This window comes from Oscillospiraceae bacterium MB24-C1 (genome assembly GCA_030913685.1).
Taxonomy (GTDB): Bacteria; Bacillota; Clostridia; order Oscillospirales; family Ruminococcaceae; genus Yanshouia.
In genome coordinates, this window is sequence record CP133187.1 from 1,511,146 (window position 1) to 1,531,792 (window position 20,647).

16 protein-coding genes and 1 other annotated feature are annotated in these 20,647 nt (G+C 50.5%); of the genes, 5 read left to right on the forward strand and 11 right to left on the reverse strand.

Annotated features, from left to right (window positions below):
* Positions 1–26 precede the first annotated feature (26 nt).
* The 3 genes from RBH76_07210 to RBH76_07220 are packed head-to-tail and all read right to left on the reverse strand — an operon-like array spanning position 27 to position 2,014.
* Positions 27–503 carry a hypothetical protein gene (locus RBH76_07210; GenBank protein ID WMJ82528.1) on the reverse strand — a complete coding sequence of 159 codons (477 nt, stop codon included), beginning with the start codon at positions 501–503 and terminating at the stop codon, positions 27–29.
* A gap of 47 nt (positions 504–550) precedes the next feature.
* On the reverse strand, positions 551–1,096 hold the full coding sequence (locus tag RBH76_07215; GenBank protein ID WMJ82529.1) for a class I SAM-dependent methyltransferase: 546 nt from the start codon (positions 1,094–1,096) through the stop codon (positions 551–553).
* 3 nt (positions 1,097–1,099) lie between these two features.
* A complete protein-coding gene (locus RBH76_07220) occupies positions 1,100–2,014 on the reverse strand; it encodes a TIGR01212 family radical SAM protein (protein WMJ82530.1) in 915 nt (304 codons plus the stop codon).
* A gap of 220 nt (positions 2,015–2,234) precedes the next feature.
* Between RBH76_07220 and RBH76_07225 the strand changes: the two genes are divergently transcribed.
* A complete protein-coding gene (locus RBH76_07225; protein ID WMJ82531.1) occupies positions 2,235–3,497 on the forward strand; it encodes an adenylosuccinate synthase in 1,263 nt (420 codons plus the stop codon).
* A 165-nt stretch (positions 3,498–3,662) separates the two neighbouring features.
* On the opposite strand, the gene RBH76_07230 is transcribed toward RBH76_07225, so the two are convergent.
* The 6 genes from RBH76_07230 to RBH76_07255 form a co-directional block, all read right to left on the reverse strand.
* On the reverse strand, positions 3,663–4,595 hold the full coding sequence (locus RBH76_07230; GenBank protein WMJ82532.1) for an AEC family transporter: 933 nt from the start codon (positions 4,593–4,595) through the stop codon (positions 3,663–3,665).
* Positions 4,596–4,794: 199 nt separating this feature from the next.
* Positions 4,795–5,973 (reverse strand): LL-diaminopimelate aminotransferase, encoded by a 1,179-nt coding sequence (locus tag RBH76_07235; protein WMJ82533.1) that lies wholly within the window; start codon positions 5,971–5,973, stop codon positions 4,795–4,797.
* 128 nt (positions 5,974–6,101) lie between these two features.
* Positions 6,102–6,950 (reverse strand): diaminopimelate epimerase, encoded by an 849-nt coding sequence (dapF, locus tag RBH76_07240; protein ID WMJ82534.1) that lies wholly within the window; start codon positions 6,948–6,950, stop codon positions 6,102–6,104.
* A gap of 320 nt (positions 6,951–7,270) precedes the next feature.
* On the reverse strand, positions 7,271–8,266 hold the full coding sequence (ilvC, locus tag RBH76_07245; protein WMJ82535.1) for a ketol-acid reductoisomerase: 996 nt from the start codon (positions 8,264–8,266) through the stop codon (positions 7,271–7,273).
* Positions 8,267–8,359: 93 nt separating this feature from the next.
* Positions 8,360–10,033 carry a biosynthetic-type acetolactate synthase large subunit gene (ilvB, locus tag RBH76_07250; protein WMJ82536.1) on the reverse strand — a complete coding sequence of 558 codons (1,674 nt, stop codon included), beginning with the start codon at positions 10,031–10,033 and terminating at the stop codon, positions 8,360–8,362.
* 64 nt (positions 10,034–10,097) lie between these two features.
* Positions 10,098–10,364: a binding site (T-box leader), on the reverse strand.
* A 492-nt stretch (positions 10,365–10,856) separates the two neighbouring features.
* Positions 10,857–12,635: a flavocytochrome c gene (locus tag RBH76_07255; GenBank protein WMJ82537.1), complete on the reverse strand. Its 1,779-nt coding sequence runs from the start codon at positions 12,633–12,635 to the stop codon at positions 10,857–10,859.
* Between the two features lie 264 nt (positions 12,636–12,899).
* On the opposite strand from RBH76_07255, the gene murI reads away from it, so the two are divergent.
* Positions 12,900–13,694: a glutamate racemase gene (murI, locus tag RBH76_07260; GenBank protein ID WMJ82538.1), complete on the forward strand. Its 795-nt coding sequence runs from the start codon at positions 12,900–12,902 to the stop codon at positions 13,692–13,694.
* A 102-nt stretch (positions 13,695–13,796) separates the two neighbouring features.
* On the opposite strand, the gene RBH76_07265 is transcribed toward murI, so the two are convergent.
* A complete protein-coding gene (locus RBH76_07265) occupies positions 13,797–14,207 on the reverse strand; it encodes a hypothetical protein (protein ID WMJ82539.1) in 411 nt (136 codons plus the stop codon).
* A 208-nt stretch (positions 14,208–14,415) separates the two neighbouring features.
* Between RBH76_07265 and glyA the strand changes: the two genes are divergently transcribed.
* Positions 14,416–15,666, forward strand: a complete 1,251-nt coding sequence (gene glyA, locus RBH76_07270; protein WMJ82540.1) for a serine hydroxymethyltransferase — start codon at positions 14,416–14,418, stop codon at positions 15,664–15,666.
* Between the two features lie 254 nt (positions 15,667–15,920).
* Positions 15,921–17,171, forward strand: coding sequence for a replication-associated recombination protein A (locus RBH76_07275; protein ID WMJ82541.1), 1,251 nt, complete (start codon positions 15,921–15,923; stop codon positions 17,169–17,171).
* 368 nt (positions 17,172–17,539) lie between these two features.
* On the opposite strand, the gene fusA is transcribed toward RBH76_07275, so the two are convergent.
* Positions 17,540–19,612 carry an elongation factor G gene (gene fusA / locus RBH76_07280; GenBank protein ID WMJ82542.1) on the reverse strand — a complete coding sequence of 691 codons (2,073 nt, stop codon included), beginning with the start codon at positions 19,610–19,612 and terminating at the stop codon, positions 17,540–17,542.
* 206 nt (positions 19,613–19,818) lie between these two features.
* Between fusA and RBH76_07285 the strand changes: the two genes are divergently transcribed.
* A complete protein-coding gene (locus tag RBH76_07285) occupies positions 19,819–20,328 on the forward strand; it encodes a DUF4830 domain-containing protein (protein WMJ82543.1) in 510 nt (169 codons plus the stop codon).
* The last annotated feature ends 319 nt before the right edge of the window (positions 20,329–20,647 follow it).

Below are 20,647 nucleotides of genomic sequence, written 5' to 3' on the forward strand. Positions count from 1 at the left end.
GGCATGGAATCTCCATGCCGCTTTAACTATTTCATCATTCTCATCCATAGCGCGAAAAGCACCGAATACCCCACGGTCGCCAGCACAAGCCATAAGACCAACTGTTTGAGGGGATAGCGCTTTATACGAATAGATTGTATCTGCTGACGTCGCGCAGCTGGAACCGTATTGGTATCCGCAGTAGCCTGCTCGCCACCCAGATAATAATCTGCCAACAGCGCTTTAGCACGATCGTAGTGATGGCTGTCCACAAAAATATCCTTCCCCAGCATCGAAAACCCAGTGTTGGCTGACCGCCTACTCTTGCGTGACCCATTACGGACAACGTACTGTACCGCATTGTGAGTGAGTAGTTCCTCTAAAAGCACTAGCTCACGCTTATTTATGATATTGACCAGAAAACGCGGGGAGGCACTTCCTGAAATCGTGGAATTCTCCTGTGGCATACCAGCCTCAGAAGCTACCGTGCCTTTTTCAGGGTTGGTGTCACCATTATACGCCATTATGTTCTTCCTCCGTCATCAGCAAGCGCCAAAATTGCCACGCACAATCAGTGCCGCTCTATTATCATCATATAGGGTGAGTCCGGAACATTGAGCAGGCGATAGATAAAGATGTCGAATTCTTTTTTATCTACACTGGCAAAGTAGTTTTGAAGTGTTTCACCTTCAAGGCGCCCCTCCTCGTGCCCAGGGTATACCGCCACACCCAGCGCACCACCGCGTTTGAGTGCTTGCATGGCAAGGCGGACGGCAGTGACAGTCGAACCGCGCTGTGTGGTGACACTACGGTCGCCTCCCGGTAAAAAGCCCAGGTTAAATAGGCCGCCGTCAATTTTTCCCGGCACATAATCGGCAAATCGGTCGTGGTTATCAAGAATAAGTGTCGCATTATCGATGTTGTTTTGCAAAAGCAGTTCGGCGGTCTGATCGAGCGCCGCCTGCTGTATATCAAAGGCGTATATCCTACCCTGTGGCGCAAGCCGGCACAAAAACAGCGTGTCCCGCCCACGCCCCATGGTGAAATCCACATAGGTACCCTGCGGGTTGGCGTTCTCGGTCAGCCTGTCCTTTGCCAGTTGCAAAATGCCTATCATCGTTTACCTGTCCTCCCATAAATCGCCCTGCCAGATATTTTGGTGCGCCAGAGCGCCATCAATGGCGTTTAACACACTGCGCTTGTTCCTTGTCCAAATCGGAGCGATCAGCGTCCTTCTATCCCCATCCCCAGTCAACCGTTCAATGACGGTTTCAGGGTGAAAATATCGCAACTGGCTACAAACCACCGCAACATATTCCTGCTGTGAAAGCAATGGGAAAGCATGCTGCCGGTAAATCTCCGCCAATGGTGTGCCAGAAAGCACGTGTAGCATGTGCAGCTTAATCCCATCTGGCCTAAGCGCGGCCAGTATTTTGGCCGAGGTCAGCATCATGTCGGGCGTCTCCTGCGGCAAGCCGTTAATCAGGTGAACACAAACATAAATCTTACGCTGTTTTAAGAGTCTAAATCCCGAACAAAACTCTTCAAAAGTATGTCCACGGTTAATAGCTTGAGCCGTCGCATCGTGTACCGTTTGCAATCCCAGTTCCAGTTCCAGCACCGTTTTTTCGGAAAAGCGTACCAAAAGTTCGGCCATATCACGGTCAATACAGTCGGCGCGGGTCGCCAAACGAATACCAGCGGGATGTAACGCAATCGCTTCATTAAGCAGCGCTTCAACCCGCTCGATGGGTGCATAAGTATTTGAAAAGCTTTGAAAATAGGCCACCGGCTTTGCACCCCGCCACTTATCGACGGTAGTGAGACCTGCATGATACTGCGCCGACAAAGGTAATTGCGCCAACGCGGCCTCTGTGCCGCCTGAACAAAAGGTGCAGCCCCCTGTCCCTTTAACCCCGTCGCGGTTGGGGCAGCTCAAGCCAGAGTTCAACGAAATCTTAACAATTCGACTACCGAACCGTTCACGGCAGTACTGCGCCATGGTGTAATAACGCTTTCCATTTAAGTACTGCATAGCGCGCCCCCGTCGTTCGGTTCCATTTTGAAATCTTCAATGACTGTTGTACGATTATACCACACTTCTGCACAAAACAAAACCCATATCAACCCCATAGTTGTACCGGTTTTTTATTTGAATTATAGCCAAATCTCTGAATAATGTGTTATAATAGACTTTGTTTGAGTTAAGCTTATTCAAACTACATGGAATGTAAACCAATTGGGAGGTTTTTTTAATGGTAAAGGCTATCGTTGGCGGCAACTGGGGCGATGAGGGCAAGGGTAAAATGACCGATATGCTCGCAGCGGACTCCGATATTGTCGTCCGTTTTCAGGGCGGTGCAAATGCGGGGCATACCATCGTAAACAACAAAGGAAAATTTGCGCTGCATCTTTTGCCGTCGGGTGTCTGCTATGAGCATGTCACCAACGTCATCGGCCACGGTGTTGCCTTTGACCTCGCCAAGTTTTTTAAAGAGTATGACGCGCTGCTTGAAATGGGCATTAAGCCTAATATTCTGGTCTCTGACCGCGCGCAGCTTCTGATGCCGTTTCACGCACAATTTGACACCCTTGAGGAAGAGCGTCTTGGCGCTAATAGCTTTGGTTCTACTAAATCAGGTATTGCACCGTTTTATTCCGACAAGTATCTTAAGGTGGGCTTTCAGGTTTGTGAGCTATATGAGCCAGAGCGCCTGATGGCGCGCCTGACCGCGCTGTGTGACTATAAAAACCTGATTCTCGACGCGGTTTATCACCAGTCTCCGCTCGACCCCAAAGCGTTGTTTGATTATCTGCGCGGCTTTGCCGATCGGCTGGCCCCTATGGTAACCGATACCGCTAAATTTTTAAACCAGGCTATTGCCGAAGGCAAGACTATTCTGATGGAAGGCCAGCTGGGTGCGCTGCGCGACCCCGATCACGGCATCTATCCGTTCACAACATCATCTTCACCGCTTGCGGGCTTTTCAACCGTTGGCGCGGGTATTTCTCCTTGCGCCATCTCCAACGTTGTTACTGTTGTTAAGGCATATTCCTCCTGCGTGGGCGCGGGCGCATTCGTCTGCGAGCTTTCGGGCGACGAGGCGCACCAGCTACGTGAGGCTGGTAATGAATACGGCGTAACCACTGGCAGACCCCGTCGCGTCGGTTATCTTGACCTTGTCGCGTCGCGCTATGGTTGTATGGTACAGGGCACCACTGATGTGGCGCTGACGTTAATTGACGTGCTGAGTTATCTGGATAAAATTCCGGTGGTCACCGCCTATGAGATTGACGGTGAGATCACTACTGACTTCCCTTGCACACCCAAGCTTGACCGCGCAAAGCCAGTCTTTGAGGTGCTCGATGGGTGGAAGTGCGATATTATGGGCATCACCGAATATGAGCAGCTGCCCAAAAATGCACGCAAATATATTGAGTATGTTGAAAAGGCTCTCGGTTATCCCATCACCTACGTTTCTACCGGCCCGGCACGCGAGCATATTATCTACCGCTGATCTAGATTGTCAAACAGCCGACAGTACCACTAAATGCGTACTGTCGGCTGTTTTTTATAAGTTCTTCGGGCATATACGGCCAGCTGCTTTGATTCATAATTTATCGGCTATCCGAAAACTTGCACGCGTTAAGCGTCATTCCCGGGGTGGGAAAGCCCCCAAGAATTACACCAACAGCGTATTTGCCACAACAGCGATAACCGGCAGTGCCACCAGTGATATCATCGTGGTGACTGCCACAAGACTGCTGGGGTATAAAACATCTTTGCCCAGAGAAGCGCTCAGCAAAATCACCGACACGGCTGTTGGGCAAGAAAAACAATATACCGCCGCGAGACAGGCTATCTCTGCCCCGACAAACCAGTCTGAAGCGCCTAATGCCACAACAATGGCAATGCCGGCCAGCGGTACGATGATAGTGCGCAGCAGAGCCGCCCAATACATGCGCAGACTTTTAAGGTCATCGAGCTTCAGGTCAGCTAAAAATACGCCGGTAATAATCATCGAAAGCGGTGTCGTCAGGCCGCCAAGCAACCGCACGGTGTCGATAACCGGGCCGGGAATCGGTATCTGAAAACCAAAGATGAGTAAGCCCAGTATTACCGATAGAATACACGGATTATATAGCAGCTTTTTGGGGTTGACGCTGCCGCCAAGCTCAAGAACACCCTGCGTCCAGTGAAACAACAAAAAGACTGAGACGAAAGCTGTGGCAAAAAATGTGCTTTCCTCGCCCAGTGTTGCCCGAATCAGCGGAATAGCCATATAGGCAGCGTTGGCATATATGACCCCGAATCGCTCGGTGCGGCAGGCCTGTCCATCGCGGGTACAGATCAACAACCGAGAGGCCAAAATCGCCAACAAGTGTAGGAGGACGGCCAGCAAAAAGGTTAAGCCAAAACCCGCCAACAACTCATATTGCATGGGACGATAAAGCGATGAAAGCATAACGCTGGGCAGCGCAATATTAAGCAGAAAAGTGCTTAAGTAACGTGCAACGCTTTCAGTAAGAAGCCCCTTTTTGCTGCAAAAAACGCCCACCATAGTGAGCAAAAACATAATTATGACCTGATGTGCTACAATAATTGCCGACTGCATGTTACAAAATTCCCTTCCACAAAAACAAAAACGGGACACTGCAGAATACACGGTGTTTGCGTATCCCGCAGCATCCCGTCATAACCATTGACAGGCTATAATAATCAATTTGGTGCCGGGCGTTGCAAGATATACTCTTCTCAAAAAGCAACACTATTCGGCGAACCATTTTGCCCGTTATAACAACCGCTTTTGGCTATTATAACACGGCCTTTTTCATTCTTGCAATAGCTTCCTTCGTTCTTTCGCGGTCACCAAAGGCGGTCAGGCGGAAGTAGTGAACGCCATTCTGGCCAAAGCCCGCACCGGGGGTTCCCACGACATGTGCAGTTTCAAGCAGGTGGTCAAAGAACGCCCAGGAATCCATGCCGTTGGGGCACTCCATCCAGATGTAGGGGGAATTCTCGCCACCGACAAAGCGAATGCCCATCTCGCGCAGTCCGTCGCCAATAATCTTGGCATTTTCGCGGTAATAATCGATGTTTGCTTTGATCTGCTTTCTGCCTTCGGGGGAGAATACCGCCGCCGCTGCGCGCTGGGTCACATAGGGGACGCCGTTGAACTTGGTCGTCTGACGGCGCAGCCACATCTTGTTCATCTTGCCGCCCAGCATCTCCATCGGTACAATGGTGTAGCCACAGCGGGTGCCGGTAAAGCCGGCAGTTTTTGAAAGGGAGCAGAATTCGATAGCACAGTCTCTGGCGCCCTCAACCTCAAAGATGCTGCGGGGCAGCGCGGGGTCGGAGACAAAGCACTCATAAGCTGCGTCAAAGAGTATGACGGCATTCTTCTGCTTGGCGTAGGCGATCCACTCCGCGAGCTGCGCGCGGTTATAGACTGATCCTGTGGGGTTGTTCGGGGAGCAGAGGTAAATAATATCTGCGTCAACAGCCGGGTCGGGCATCGCCAAAAATCCATTTTCTGACGTCGCATCCATCAGCTTGATACGACGACCCGCCATGACGTTGGTGTCGACATAGACCGGATAAACCGGGTCGGGTACCAACACGGTGTTATCGGCATCAAACAGATCAAGAATATTACCAAGGTCGCTCTTTGCGCCATCGCTGATAAAAATTTCGTCCAGCGAGAGCGTAACCTTCATCTCCTCGGCGTAATAAGCAGCAATTGCTTCCTTGAGAAAATCATAGCCCTGCTCGGGGCCGTAGCCGCGAAAGTGCTCTTTATTCCCCATCTCGTCGGCAGCATTCTTCATGGCCTGTACCACAACTGGAGCCAGCGGCATCGTAACGTCACCAATGCTCAGTTTGATGATGTCGGCATCGGGGTGTGCTGCGCTGTGTTCTCTGGCCTTGCGGGCAACGGTTGAAAAAAGATAGCTGTCCTTGAGGTTATCGTAGTTTACGTTTAGCTTCATAGACTAAATCTGCCTCCTTTAAAATATGTATAGTTCTACCCGATACGAAAACCGATGTTCGCACTGCGGGTAGTTGATAGAACGATAAATCACACCAGTGCTGACAATATTCAGCATTAAAGGCTGGTTTAAGCCAACACTTCTCCTTCAAAAACGACAGTTGCGGGGCCTGTCATCAGCACCGTCTCGCCGGTGTAGCGGATCAAAAGATCACCTCCGCGCAGTTTTAAGGTAATATCGGTATCCATTTTGCAGTAACCACACAATACCGCCGCTACTGCCGTTGCGCAGGCACCAGTACCGCAGGCTAGCGTCTCGCCACTGCCGCGCTCCCATACACGCATTTTCAGGGTATGCTCGTCAATCACCTCGACAAACTCTGTGTTGACCTTTTCAGGGAAGATGGGGTCATTTTCGTAGGCAGGACCGATTTTTTCAAGATCGAGCGCATCGATATTCTCAGTAAAAATCACGCAATGTGGGTTGCCCATCGAAATACAGGTGAACTTTTGCAGTTTTCCGGCTAGCATATGCTCGACATTCACTGCTCGGTCGCCTTTTAGCTTAATCGGAATTTTCTCCGGCTCAAGAATCGGTGCACCCATATCCACCTGAACAGCAGTCACGACATCTTCCTCTACCGTCAGTGCCAGCGTTTTGATTCCGCTGAGCGTCTCCAGCGTCACGACCGGTTTTTTTGCTATACCTCGCTCATAAATGTATTTGCCGATGCAGCGCGTGCCGTTACCACACATTTTTCCCTCACTACCGTCGGCGTTAAACATGCGCATTCGCGCATCGGCTTTATCCGAAGGACAAATCAGAATAACACCGTCGCCACCGACGCCGAAATGCCGGTCGGATAGGCGAATGCTTAAAGCCTCGGGGTTTTCTATTTGCTGCTCGAAACAGTTGAAGTAGATATAATCATTACCGCAGCCGTGCATCTTGGTAAATTTGAGCTTTTTTGTCTGCATGCTGTTCTCCCTTCTGTCCTGTGATACTGATAAAAAAACGCCGGCAGAGCTTTTGAAAAGACAAAAACTCTCTTCCGACGCCATTGCCTGAAAAAACTAAAGAAATTGTCCGATAAAAGCGGTTGTCTCAACGAAAAAACCGTTGGATATCCTGCTGATGTAAGAACTATTATTAAAGTTATTATAGCATAACCGCTATTGTTCCGCAAGTAAAACATTGCCTTTGTCAAGCCAAAATTCAGCTATCAAAACAATCGTACCGACTAAAAGGGCCACAGAGCACTTGCTCCGTGGCCCTTGAAAGGACGCTGTATTCCAGCTTATTTTTTAAGCCAGCTCATCATCTTACGCAGCTGAGCGCCGACAATCTCGACGGGATGCGCAGCTTCCATGCGGCGGGTAGCCAAGAACTTGGCACGGCGGCCCGCACGGTTTTCAGAAATCCACTCAGACGCAAAGGTTCCGGTCTGAATTTCATTGAGTACCTTCTTCATTTCCTTGCGAGTCTCTTCGGTAATGATGCGCTTGCCGGTGCGATAGTCGCCATATTCGGCGGTATCGGAGATGGAGTAACGCATCATGGCAAAGCCACCGGAATTGATGAGGTCGACGATGAGCTTCATCTCATGCACGCACTCGAAGTAGGCCATCTCAGGGGCGTAACCCGCCTCGACCAGTGTATCAAAGCCCGCTTTCATCAGCTCGGTCACACCGCCGCAGAGCACGGCCTGCTCACCAAACAGATCGGTTTCGGTCTCCTCCTTGAAGGTGGTCTCAATAATGCCCGCCCTGCCTGCACCGATACCACAAGCGTAAGCCAACGCATACTCACGTGCTTTTTCGCTTGCATCCTGATGGACGGCAATGAGCGAGGGAACGCCTCGGCCCTCTTGATACTGGGTTCTGACGGTGTGGCCGGGGCCTTTGGGTGCAACCATGATGACATCGACACCCTTGGGCGCTTCAATCTGCTTAAAATGAATGTTAAAACCGTGTGCAAACATCAACACGTTGCCCTGGACAAGGTTTGGCGCAATTTCCTCGGCATAGATATCGGCCTGTTTCTCATCGGGCAGCAGCATCATGACGAAATCCGCAGCCTTTGCCGCTTCTGCTACCGGCATAACCTTCAGCCCTGCCGCCGTCGCCTTCTCACAGCTTGCGCTCGAAGGGCGCAGACCAACGACAACATTGACACCGCTTTCCTTCAAATTCAAAGCATGCGCGTGTCCCTGGCTACCATAGCCCATAATTGCCACAGTCTTACCATCGAGAAGACCCAGATTACAGTCCGCGTCATAAAACATTTTTGCCATTTTTTACCCTCCACTTATTCGTGTTTATAAATTATTTCAAATGCCGTCTCATAATTGCATTAGCATAAGCGGCGGCGCTTTTTTAAACTTAGCTCATCCCTCTTTAGGCGCTTGCCGGATAGCTTCCTTCACCGAAGCACCGCCCGGTATCATCGGCATAACCATCTCATCCTTTTCGATGAGGCAGTCGATAACACAAGGTCTGTCGGCAGCGATCGCCTCTTTAAAGCAGGTTTCAAATTCCGCAAGCGTCTCGGCGCGGAAGCCCTTGGCACCAAACGCGTCAGCTACCGATGCAAAATCGGTCTTACGCTCTGGGTCAGTAGCCGAATAGCGATGGCCATAAAACAATGTCTGCCACTGTCGGACCATGCCCAACACCCGATTGTTCATTACAACGGTGATAATGGGCAGATCGTAGCTGACAGAAGTGCAAAGCTCATTGAGGTTCATGTGGAAGCACCCGTCTCCGGTAATATGCACCACCCGGCGTTGAGGAAACGCCACCTGTGCGCCGCAGGCCGCGCCGTAGCCAAATCCCATGGTGCCCAGTCCTCCTGAGGTGAGGAAGGAGCGTGGACGGGTGCGCTTGCAGTACTGCGCCGCCCACATCTGATGCTGGCCAACATCAGTGACGATAATAGCGTCTTCCCCTGCCATGTCACAAATCATCTCCATTATATCACTGGGACGGAGCGCGTCATTTAAAAACGCCGGTTTTTGATCCTGTGCGCGCCATTCATCAATCTGCGCCAGCCATTCGGGGTGTGCCTTTTCCTCTACCAACGGCAGCAGCTCGGTGAGCACCTCGCCAACATCGCCTGCGATAAAGTGATCAACCATGATATTCTTATTCATTTCGGAACAGTCGATGTCGATATGAATGATCTTGGCACCTGCAGCAAACTGCACCGGATTAGTCGCGACGCGGTCAGAAAACCTTGCCCCAATAACCACGAGCACGTCGGCATTGCTGACAGCCATCGCGCTTGAAATATTGCCGTGCATACCGATCATACCCATGTTCAGCGAATCTTCATGAGACAGCACGCCAGTGCCCATAATGGTGTGGCAAGCAGGCAGCGACGCCTTATGGATCAGCTCAAACAGCTTATCAGAACCGTTTGCGGCAATGACACCACCGCCGAAATGCACCATGGGACGCTTGGCGGAGTTGATCAGCCTGGCGGTCTCTTGGATGACCTTCGGATTGATGGGCATCGGCTTGTTACGCATATCCGGCACCGGCTCGTAAAACTCGCAAACGGCGGCGGTAACATCCTTCGGGATATCGACCAGTACCGGCCCGGGACATCCCGACCCAGCGATGCGGAACGCCTCACGCAGGGTATGCGCCAGTTCGTCAACACTGCGCACCACCATGTTGTGCTTGGTGATCGGCATAGTGATTCCAGTGATGTAAATTTCCTGGAAGCTGTCGCGGCCAATCATTGAATTGGGTACATTCGCTGTAATTGCAACCATAGGGATGGAATCCATAAACGCTGTGGCGATACCGGTAACCAGATTGGTGCTCCCGGGGCCTGAGGTCGCCATTACGACGCCGGTTTTTCCCGTAGCTCTGGCATAGCCGTCTGCGGCGTGTGCCGCGCCCTGTTCGTGGGCAGTCATAATGTGCTTAATACTCGGTGTTTTAAAAAGTTCATCGTAAATATTTAGAATGGTCCCCCCCGGGTAACCGAATACCGTATCAACACCCTGCTCCTGTAAGACTTTTAAGACTATCTGAGAACCGTTAAGCTCCATCTGATTTTCCCCCTTTCCACTTTTTGAAAAACTAAAAAAGCCCATGTCTCATGATTTTAGATAATCAAGAGACAAAGGCTAAAAGCGCTCTGCGGTACCACTCCAATTGCCGATACATTGCTGTACCAGCCACTCTGCGCATCTGTTCTCTAAAACAAATGCCGTGCACCATAACGTGTGCAAATCGTCCGAGCCTACTAAAATTAAGAATCTTCTATTCGGTCGGCCGCTCGGGGATGACCTTCACTTTGCTTTAAAACACCGCCTTGCACCACGTCGGCAGCTCTCTGAAGTTTTAAAAGCAGGCTACTGTTCCCGTCTTTGCGTTTGGATTATAAGATTGTTGTTTTTAATTATATCGTTTTGAGCTAAAATGTCAATTGTACGTTACGTATAATTTTAAAGTCAAAATCCACATCTTTTAGGGTATTAGCAACACATCAGACAACTTTTAAAACCCGTCATGACACTAAAATTGCTATGTCTTTTGAACATATCTGAAAACAGCGACCTCTGTAGTATGCCGTATACATACTATTTAATAGTTGAAGCGTCGTTGATTGAGGCGCCATGCCCATTAAAAACAACTTGTCGAAAACGTCTTTGCTTCGCTCAAACATTTATGTCTAACTTGCAAAATAAGTGATTTGCCCTGCCGACTGTAGGCGAACGATCCGGTACACTTTGTGCTCTCAATGCAAAAGTGGGGTTCACCACCCCCACCCACACTTTTCCCCGTTATTCTGCTTTGCTCAATTCCCTTTGTTAATAGTCTGAGCCCCGGAACCAAAGATCCCGGGGCTCAGACTATATAAGCTTGAGGTTATTTGTCGCAATAATCAGCAGCGCTCTGTCCCGCCTGGCGGCCAAAGACAACGATGTCTGCCACAGCGTTACCGCCGAGGCGGTTACCACCGTGAATGCCACCGGTGACTTCGCCTGCAGCAAACAGGCCGGGAATCGGCTCGCCGGTCGCGCCGATCACCTCGGCATCAACGTCAATTTTAAGGCCGCCCATGGTATGGTGTACGCCGGGCGCAATCTGAATGGCATAGAACGGACCCTTGGAAATATTATATTCCATACCGGTGGTTCGGCCAAACGCCTCGTCCTTTTGATCGGCTACGGCCTTATTCCAGCTTTCAAGCGTTGCGGAAAGAGTCTCGGGGGTAACCTTAATCTCATTGGCCAGTGCCTCAATGGTATCACCCTGTACGGTCAGTTCCTTGGTGACATACCCAGCAGCCGCCTTCACGCGGTCACACAGCGCCTGGTCGAAGATCAGGTAGGCGTAGCCACCCTCCTGTGCGATTTCGGCAGCAGAAACCACGTCGCGCGTCTCCAATTCATTGATGAAGCGCTCGCCCGACTGGTTAACCAGAATCGCGCCGTCACCGCGCAAACCCTCAGTAATCATGATGCTGGTCGCCTGATGCACCGTCGGGTGAATTTGAATCTGGTCTATGTCCACCAATTGCGCGCCAACCGCCTCGGCCATAACAATACCGTCGCCGGTCGCTCCCGGTGCGTTGGTGGTGACAAATCCCTTCAGCTCGGCTTTGTACTTGGTGTATATCTCTTCGTTCGCACCAAAACCGCCGGTGGCAATCACAATCGCTTTGCCAGCGAATAGATAATCAGCTTCCTCACCCTCGGCCTTGACGCCAGTCACGGCACCATCGGTGAGCACCAGCTCGGTCGCCTTGGTGTTATAATAGACCGAAATATCGTTTTTCTCCATGTTAGCCACAAGTTTCTCTACAAGATAGCTGCCCACGGCGGCACCGCCTTCCGGACGATGCGCACGCTTGTGAGAAGATCCGCCCAGCGTGGTCAGATCGGGCAACGGTGCGCCGATGGAATCCAACCAATCGATAGCGCCCGCTGAACGCTCCGCCAGTGCAGTGACCAGTTCAAGGTCATTGACATTGTGGCCGCCCTTCATGGTGTCATCGATAAAGGATTGAACGCTATCCTCAACATTCAGCGTCTTTTGGACCGAAGTTTCGACAGCATTCATACCACCGGTTGCTTTAATAGTGTTGCCGCCAGCCATTGCCATTTTTTCGATAACGACAACGTTTTTACCAGCTGCCTTGGCTTCAAGCGCCGCCGCCATACCGGCACCGCCAGCACCGATAACAATGACATCAGCCTCAACTGTTTCAGTCTTCTTTGCCACCGCCGGCTTTTCGACCGGTGTTTGGAGTGTATTGGTGTCAACGCCCGCAGAAACCAGCGCAGCAGTGATGGCTTCGAGTAGCCCCTTGCTGGTTACAGTGGCGCCTGCAACGGCATCCACAGCAAGCGATTGGTTAGCGATAATGGCGGCAGGCAGCTTTTCAATAGCGACCGTACCGACCCCTGCAGTTTCTTTGTTTTCAGCAACCTCAATCTTTTCGATCTGGTTGTCGCCGAGGGTGACAGTTACCTTCAAATCACCGCCGTAACCTTTGGCTGTTCCCTCATAGGTGCCGGGGGTATACTTTCCGGTTGACGCCGCAGGCGCATCTGATTGGCTGCTGGCAGGGGCGGCATTGCACGCCACCAGAGTCAGGCTTAATGCCAAGACCAGCAGTAACGAAAGCAGCTTGTTCATCATCAGTGTTTCTCCTCTCATTCTTTTCCTTTCGCCATTTTCTATTAAATGGCATACGCATTATATCATACGCCTTAGAATGCTTCAACCTTTTAAAAGTAAAGGAAATTTATTGTAGTCTTTGGTCTTGTTTTATTATAAATATTTACTATAATATTAATGGTGGTTTGCATTAAATGTAGCTGCTAAGCACATCTTGCTTTAAAAATTTGCCGTTGGGCAACTCAAATCGGGTCGTTTGCCGCGGCAGAGAAACGAGGGGATTTTATGGGTAAATTAAACGGCTCCATCGGTGTCATGGATTCCGGCATCGGAGGACTTACCGTGGTCAGGGAACTGCAGAGAATTCTTCCAGGGGAGGATATCATCTATTTCGGTGACAGCGCCAACTGCCCCTATGGTAACAAAACATCAGAGCAAATTGCTGAACTAAGCCGTGGCATGTTGCGCTTTCTGGGGCAAAACGGTGTCAAGGTAGCCGCGATTGCCTGTAATACCATTTCTACGCTGGTGGATCAGCTCACGCCGCATTTTGACTACAACATCATCGGCATTGTCTCCCCGGCAGCCGACTACATAGCCCGGTCAGGTATCAAGCAGGTTGGGCTTATCGCCACCGAATTTACTGTGAGCACCCAAAATTATGATAAGCTCATTCATCAGCACGACCTCTCTATTGAAGTCGTAGGCAAAGGCAGCCCAATGCTGGCCGCGCTGGTAGATCGGGGCGACTTTAACGAGCAGGATATCAACACCGAGATCACTACTCAGATTGACAACATTCTTGCACGCCGCAAGGTGGAACATGTGATTTTAGGCTGCACCCATTATCCAATTGTTGAGGATAACTTTAAGCACTGCTATCCTGAAATCACCTTTGTCAACCCCGCATTGGAACAAGCCAACGCCGTGCGCAATTATCTTACCACGCAGGATGCATTAAGCGACAAATCCCGCGGTAGCTTTACCATCTGCACCTCGGGGGATCCTCAGGTGTATGTCAATGTAGCGAAGCGTTTGGGGCTGTTTGACCCCACCGAACTTAAGGTCGTCAATATTTAAAGCTCTGCGTTCACGGTCTGACCGCAGATTGCTTCCAAACATTAAAAGGATGCCGCCGATTAAAAATCAGCAGCATCCTTTTATGTATTAATCATCACGCAATCATCCCAACATAACGGTAGCCTTGCCATCGTTGATGCTAACAGGCAAGTCATCACCGCCCTCTAATACCTCGGATTGCCCTTCCTGGGTTCCCGGCTCTATCTCGGTCGGTTCCTCGCGAGTCATGGTAGTATAAAGCCAGAAGCAGCACGCCGCCAGAATGCAGATAAACAGCACCTTGAGCTTCGGAGAAATAATATGATGCTTTTCGGGGTCGGGATATTTTATAGCTGCGTACATTTTGCCGATAATCGTACCAATAACAGCTGCTATCAAAATCACAACCAGGACATGCAGCAACACCTGCACCGGCTCCGGCAGCTTGGCCATGAGCTGGGCGAGCACCCCCCCCTGCTCCTCCATCGCAGCCCCATCCATCACATTACCCATTGAAGAAATACCATAACGCATGCTTTGACCTCCATCATTTGAATAATCCGACGCAGGTCATGATCCTGCCGGATTTTTGCACTTCTTACCTATAAGTGTTTAGTTTGGTATGTTTTGTTTCGTGTCACAGGGAGAATTTTTCATTTTAGACCTCCCTGCGGTTGATTTTTTGTCGCCTAATAGGCTATACTGTCATCATATCACGGAAAAGCGGAAAGGGGAATAACAAATGTACAGCGAAATGATGGACACGATCGGCTTTGTCACACAGTTCGACTCGGAGGTCGGTATGGCAATGGCCAAGGAACTCAAGCGCCAGCAGCGTAACATTGAACTTATTGCGAGTGAGAACCTCGTCTCTCCGGCGGTTATGGCCGCGATGGGCTCGGTGCTCACCAATAAATATGCCGAGGGCTATCCCGGAAAACGCTATTATGGCGGATGCGAATGTGTAGATATTGTTGAAAATATTGCGCGCGACCGCGCCTGTAAGTTGTTCGGGGCAGAGCATGCCAACGTTCAGCCACACTCGGGCGCTCAAGCCAACGAGGCGGTTTATTTCGCGTTGGTCAACGTCGGCGACACCGTTTTGGGCATGAGCCTGGCAAATGGTGGACATTTGACCCACGGTTCCCCTGTGAACTTTTCTGGTAAGCACTACAACATGATTTCCTATGGGTTGGATGAAAACGGCTACATCGATTACGACGCTGTGCGTGCGCTCGCCCTTGAGCACAAGCCCAAAATGATTATCGCAGGCGCGTCGGCTTATCCGCGTGAGATTCGCTTTGACCGTTTTTCTGAAATCGCTAAGGAAGTGGGTGCATATCTGTTTGTGGATATGGCACACATCGCCGGTTTGGTTGCTGGGGGCCAGCACATGTCTCCCATCCCTTATGCCGACGTTGTAACCACCACCACTCACAAGACGCTGCGCGGCCCGCGCGGTGGTATGATCCTGTGCAAAAAGGAGCTGGCCCAGAAAATTGACAAAGCCATCTTCCCTGGCACACAGGGCGGCCCGCTTGAGCATATCATTGCATCTAAGGCCATTTGCTTTGGCGAGGCAAACAATGACGCCTTTAAAGCTTACGCCGAACAGACCGTAAAAAATGCCAAGGCCATGGCGGCGGAGTTTGCACGTCTGGGCGTCAACATGGTGTCTGGTGGCACCGACAACCACCTGATGCTTATCGATTTGCAAAACTTAAACATAACCGGCAAGGAGCTTGAACACCGTTTAGATGAGGTTTATATCACCGTCAACAAAAATGCTGTTCCCAACGATCCGCAGAGTCCGTTCGTAACCAGTGGCATACGCATCGGCACTCCCGCCGTAACCACCCGCGGATTCAAAGAGGCGGAAATGACGCTGATCGCCAACTGGATTTATCGCACCGCCACCGACTTTGACGCCACTGCTGAACAGACCCGTAAAGAGGTCGATGCGTTGTGTGCAAAGTTCCCACTTTATCAGTAAGCTTTCGTTTATTTTAACCTTTTGCCGCCGCGGAATTTTGACGATTCCGCGGCGGCTTTTAAAGTCTGGCATCCTTTTATGGCGTGGACAACCATCAGTTTTTACGCTACAATAAAACTATGTCATCAAACCAGTCCTGACATCCGCATAACAAGCAAGTGATCAATCACTTTAGCGCGTTGTCTGACAACCTATATTGCTCGACATATTCGTTATGCTTTAATACAAAAAGTTGTGCAGGAGGAAAATTTGTCATGAACCCACCGCTCGCCGCCCTGTTGCGTCCCAAAACTCTTGACGAGGTTGTCGGGCAGAGCCATCTGCTGGCCCCGGGCGCTGTGTTGCGCGGCATTGTGGACAGCGGTCAGGTACCTAATCTGATCTTCTACGGCCCCTCGGGCGTGGGCAAAACGACCGTTGCGCGCATCATTGCCGCCTCTACCGGCAAGTTGCTGCGGCACCTCAACGGCACCACCTGCGGCACCGCGGATTTAAAAGAGGTGTTTGACGCTCGCAACACCATTTCGGGTTACAATGGTATTCTGCTTTATCTCGACGAGATTCAATACCTCAATAAAAAGCAGCAGCAAACACTGCTGGAATATATTGAGGACGGCAGCGTCACGCTAATCGCTTCCACAACCGAAAACCCTTATTTTTACGTCTATGGTGCGGTGCTTTCACGTTGCACGGTGTTTGAGTTTAAATCCGTACCGCCACAGGAAGTCAAACGTGCCGTGCTGCGTGCCTTTGAAAAAACAGGCGAACAGTATGAGCAGCTATTTACATTGGAGGAGGGCGCAGCCGATTATATCGCTTCCAGCTGTGGTGGCGATGTGCGCAAAGCACTCAACGCCGTTGAGGCGCTAATCCTCGCCTGTACCAATCGCCATATCACGCTTGAGGCTGCACAAGCAGTTTCTCAGCGTTCTGCCATGCGCTATGACCGCGACGGTGACGCACATTATGACATCCTGTCCGCTTTTCAAAAATCGCTGCGCGGCTCGGATGAAAATGCTGCGCTGCACTATCTGGCACGCCTGCTTGAAGCAGGCGATTTGATTTCTGCCTGTCGCCGCTTACTGGTCTGCGCCGCCGAAGATGTTGGATTGGCCTGGCCGCAGATTATCCCCATCGTCAAGGCCTGCGTCGATTCTGCCATGCAGCTCGGTCTGCCAGAGGCACGTATTCCGCTGGCCAACGCCGTAATTTTGGTGGCCACCAGCCCAAAATCAAACTCCGCCATCTGTGCGATTGATGCCGCTATGCAAGATATTGGACAGGGTAAGGCCGGGGATATCCCCGACTCTCTGCGCGACGGACACTATGAGGGTGCCAAGAAGCTCGGGCATGCTACCGGCTACCGCTATCCGCACGATTTTGGTGGCTGGGTGATACAGCAATATCTGCCCGACGTACTTAAAGACAGAACCTATTACGCTTTTGGCAATAACAAAGTCGAGCAAGCTGCGCTGGCATTCCGGAAAAAACAGCGCGGAGAATAACCCGAGCACATTATAACAGGGACGAACAGTTTTGCTGCTTTCGTCCCTGTTTTGATTTTCTTGTCAGCTAAGGGGCATCATGTTTATGGGTCGTGTTAAAACAGCACAAGTGCTGCTTTTAAATCAAAATGCAGAAGTGCCCAAAACTTCCGGGAAAAGATTTTGAGGCGGGCAACCCCACAGGGCTCCGCTGATGCGACGGCAGAAACAACGTAGAGTGATTATTTTATGTGTATTAGATCTAGCTGCTCAGCGTCTTTAATCGTTTGTTTTAGATTAAGCAAGCAACCCTAAAATATTCAAACGTCCGAGGGAGGAATCGGCTAAAAGCCAATTCCCCCCTCTAAATTCTCTCTCTTCGGCGCCAGTTATTCTTCCTCTGCCAGAGCCTTAGCCTCAGCGATAACCGCGGCCTCCAGCTGGTTTGGCAGTTGCTCGTAGCGCTCAAAGCTCAACACAAAGCTACCCCTTCCTTGTGTCATCGAACGCAGCGTGGTAGTGAAATCGTGCATCTCATTCATGGGAACCTCGCCAACAATCTCCTGCGTGCCGTCGCCCCACGGGTTCATGCCCAGAATGCGTCCACGACGCTTGTTAAGATCGCCCATGATGTCACCAGTGTAAGTTTCCGGCACATAAACTTTTAAGGTTCCGATTGGCTCCAAAATAACGGGGCTTGCCTGCGGAATGCCAGCTTTATACGCCACCGATGCCGCTGTTTTAAACGCCATTTCAGACGAATCAACCGGGTGGTATGAGCCGTCGACCAGCGTGGCTTTAAGCCCAACCATTGGATACCCCGCCAGCATACCGCTCTTAATGCAATCTTGCAAACCTTTTTCAACTGCTGGGAAGAAGTTTCTAGGTACGGCACCGCCAAACACGCTTTCGGCAAAGGTCAAGCCATCGCCCTCACAGGGTTCAAACTCAATCCACACGTCACCGAACTGGCCATGACCACCCGACTGTTTTTTATGTCTTCCTTGTACTTTAACCTTTTTACGAATCGTCTCACGATAAGCGACACGCGGTTTTTTAAGCTCAACCTCGGTACCAAATTTGCTCTTTAAGCGACTGACGATAACGTCAAGGTGCTGCTCACCCAAACCGGAAATCAGCAGCTGACGCGACTCAGCGTCCTGTAGAAAGGTGACCACCGGGTCTTCTTCGATCAGGCGCAAAATGCCTTGCGCCACCTTGCCTTCTTCGCCCTTCTTTTTAGCCTTAATCGCCATTGTGAGGGTGGCAAGCGGATAACCGATCTCACGCAGTGCCACAACACGCTTAGGATCGCAGAGCGTGTCGCCGGTAAGTGTCTCTGAAAGCTTGGCAACAGCACAGATGTCACCCGCCGCAACGGCTGAAGTATCTTCCTGCTTTTTACCAGTCATGTAGATTATTTTGCCAAGGCGCTCGGGATTTCCGGTGCGCGCGTTGACCGGTATAATCTCGTTTGAAAGCTTGCCCGAAATTACTTTTACATAGGAAAGTTTGCCGATAAACGGGTCAGCAACGGTTTTAAAGACGTAGGCCGCTAGCGGCTCTAAAATATCGCATTTGCATTCGATCTCTTTGCCGTCGGCAGCTAGGCCGATTTCGTTGCCAGCGTTCTTGGCCGAGGGCATGTGATTAACAATGGCATCAAGCAGCGCATCAATACCTTCCAATGTCAGTGCGGAACCGCACACCACGGGAAATATCTTGCCTTGGCGCAATCCTTCGTTAATACCGAAAATCATTTCTTCGGTTGTAAAGGTACCACCGCCAAAGAATTTTTCCATCAAATTTTCGTCTGCTTCGGCCACCGCTTCGGAGATAATATTGCGGCACTCTTCAACAAATCCGCCGACGTTGGGCATTGAGCCCTGACGGCGATTGCCGTTATCATGCACAAAAGCCTTGTTACCGACAAGGTCTATATAGCACTCGATACCTTTGCCCTCGGTATAGGGTACGACCATCGGGCAGACCTGAGACCCAAAGGTTGAGCGCAGCTGACCTAAAACCTTATAAAAATCAGCATGTTCAGAATCCATCTTGTTGATAAAGAACATGACCTGTTTGTTCTGCTCACGCGCCAGCTTATAAGCCTTTTCAGTACCGACTGTGACACCGCTACGTGCCGAAACCACAATGACGACGCTGCCCGCAGCACGGATGCCTTCATACATGCCGGTGGCAAAATCGAATGCGCCAGGGGTGTCTATCAGATTAATTTTTGTATTATTCCACTCAACGGGGGCAATCGCCATAGAAACCGAAACTGAACGCTTGGTCTCTTCGGGGCCAAAATCACAGACCGTCGTACCGTTTTCTGTCTTGCCTAAGCGATCGGTAACACCTACGCGAAACAAAATTGCCTCTGCGAGCGAGGTTTTACCGCACGAGCCATGACCGGCAAGCGCAATGTTTCTGATCTTATCCGCGAGATACTGTCTCATTTTTCTTTACCCCTTTCAATATGCCGAAAAATCTTCCAGCATATTGTATATTTTGCACAGCAATTTGACCAATAGTCCCATCGCATATGTCTAATTATACTGGATAGACCCCCACCTGACAAGTCCTTTGGACAAAAAAGGTGTTTAAATAAAAATTGTTCTTTCTACTTGGTTCTTTTGCATATACATCATCGAGGTGAATTGACATGTTGATGTATGCCTTCCGTTTTAACAGACGGGTTCGCCGTTCCGCACTACTACTTTTATTGCTGCTAGCCGTTATGGCGGCGGGGCGGTTGGTGCTGAACCTGATTCCCGAAGGAAACGCCGCTCTCACAGGCGCGACAATTAAACGTCAAAGCGGCAAAACCGAGGAACAGCGACAAGAATTCCTGGCGATGCTAGGCTGGGTGGTAAACCCCGAGCCGGATGAAGTCGTCGAGGTAATTATTCCCAAAAAGTTTGATGATGTATATGAAAATTATAATAATATACAAAAGGAGCAAGGTATGGATCTCTCGCGCTATAAGGGCAAACGTTGCAAGCGTTACAGCTACACGGTGCTCAACTACCCCGGTGGCGCGCAGAACGTCCGGTTAAATCTTCTGGTGTGCGGAAATAAGATTATCGGCGGAGATGTCAGCTCAATGGGTCTGGATGGATTTATGCAAGGGCTTATTTTCCCTGCAGAGTCTACCGCCCCCAAAACAAGCTAACCAAGCAAAGGTCGTATGCTAAAAAACCGCCTGGCATAACAACCGAGCAGTAGCATGAAAGGGCAGCGGGAGCTGTAGCAAACATTTATTCGGCCCGCTGCGACCGGCCCACCATCAAACCGCACAGGGTACGGCGGTCAGCCCCCATATTCTTGTTGTGCCATACAAATTATACTGGATCACTCCCCCGAAAAATGACGAGATCCGCCATTTTGGCATCTTGTAAAGCTTAGCGTAAAAGCCCAAACGAACAAGGGTTTTACGCTAAGCTGACAAAATCCCCTTGCTGTGATATGATATCATCATTACGGCAGGGGGG

Excerpts from the sequence above, each read along its gene's own strand:
- RBH76_07210 (WMJ82528.1), bottom strand. The coding sequence starts at position 503 with ATGGCGTATAATGGTGACACCAACCCTGAAAAAGGCACGGTAGCTTCT.
- RBH76_07215 (WMJ82529.1), bottom strand. The coding sequence starts at position 1,096 with ATGATAGGCATTTTGCAACTGGCAAAGGACAGGCTGACCGAGAACGCC.
- RBH76_07220 (WMJ82530.1), bottom strand. The coding sequence starts at position 2,014 with ATGCAGTACTTAAATGGAAAGCGTTATTACACCATGGCGCAGTACTGC.
- RBH76_07225 (WMJ82531.1), top strand. The coding sequence starts at position 2,235 with ATGGTAAAGGCTATCGTTGGCGGCAACTGGGGCGATGAGGGCAAGGGT.
- RBH76_07230 (WMJ82532.1), bottom strand. The coding sequence starts at position 4,595 with ATGCAGTCGGCAATTATTGTAGCACATCAGGTCATAATTATGTTTTTG.
- RBH76_07235 (WMJ82533.1), bottom strand. The coding sequence starts at position 5,973 with ATGAAGCTAAACGTAAACTACGATAACCTCAAGGACAGCTATCTTTTT.
- dapF (WMJ82534.1), bottom strand. The coding sequence starts at position 6,950 with ATGCAGACAAAAAAGCTCAAATTTACCAAGATGCACGGCTGCGGTAAT.
- ilvC (WMJ82535.1), bottom strand. The coding sequence starts at position 8,266 with ATGGCAAAAATGTTTTATGACGCGGACTGTAATCTGGGTCTTCTCGAT.
- ilvB (WMJ82536.1), bottom strand. The coding sequence starts at position 10,033 with ATGGAGCTTAACGGTTCTCAGATAGTCTTAAAAGTCTTACAGGAGCAG.
- RBH76_07255 (WMJ82537.1), bottom strand. The coding sequence starts at position 12,635 with ATGATGAACAAGCTGCTTTCGTTACTGCTGGTCTTGGCATTAAGCCTG.
- murI (WMJ82538.1), top strand. The coding sequence starts at position 12,900 with ATGGGTAAATTAAACGGCTCCATCGGTGTCATGGATTCCGGCATCGGA.
- RBH76_07265 (WMJ82539.1), bottom strand. The coding sequence starts at position 14,207 with ATGCGTTATGGTATTTCTTCAATGGGTAATGTGATGGATGGGGCTGCG.
- glyA (WMJ82540.1), top strand. The coding sequence starts at position 14,416 with ATGTACAGCGAAATGATGGACACGATCGGCTTTGTCACACAGTTCGAC.
- RBH76_07275 (WMJ82541.1), top strand. The coding sequence starts at position 15,921 with ATGAACCCACCGCTCGCCGCCCTGTTGCGTCCCAAAACTCTTGACGAG.
- fusA (WMJ82542.1), bottom strand. The coding sequence starts at position 19,612 with ATGAGACAGTATCTCGCGGATAAGATCAGAAACATTGCGCTTGCCGGT.
- RBH76_07285 (WMJ82543.1), top strand. The coding sequence starts at position 19,819 with ATGTTGATGTATGCCTTCCGTTTTAACAGACGGGTTCGCCGTTCCGCA.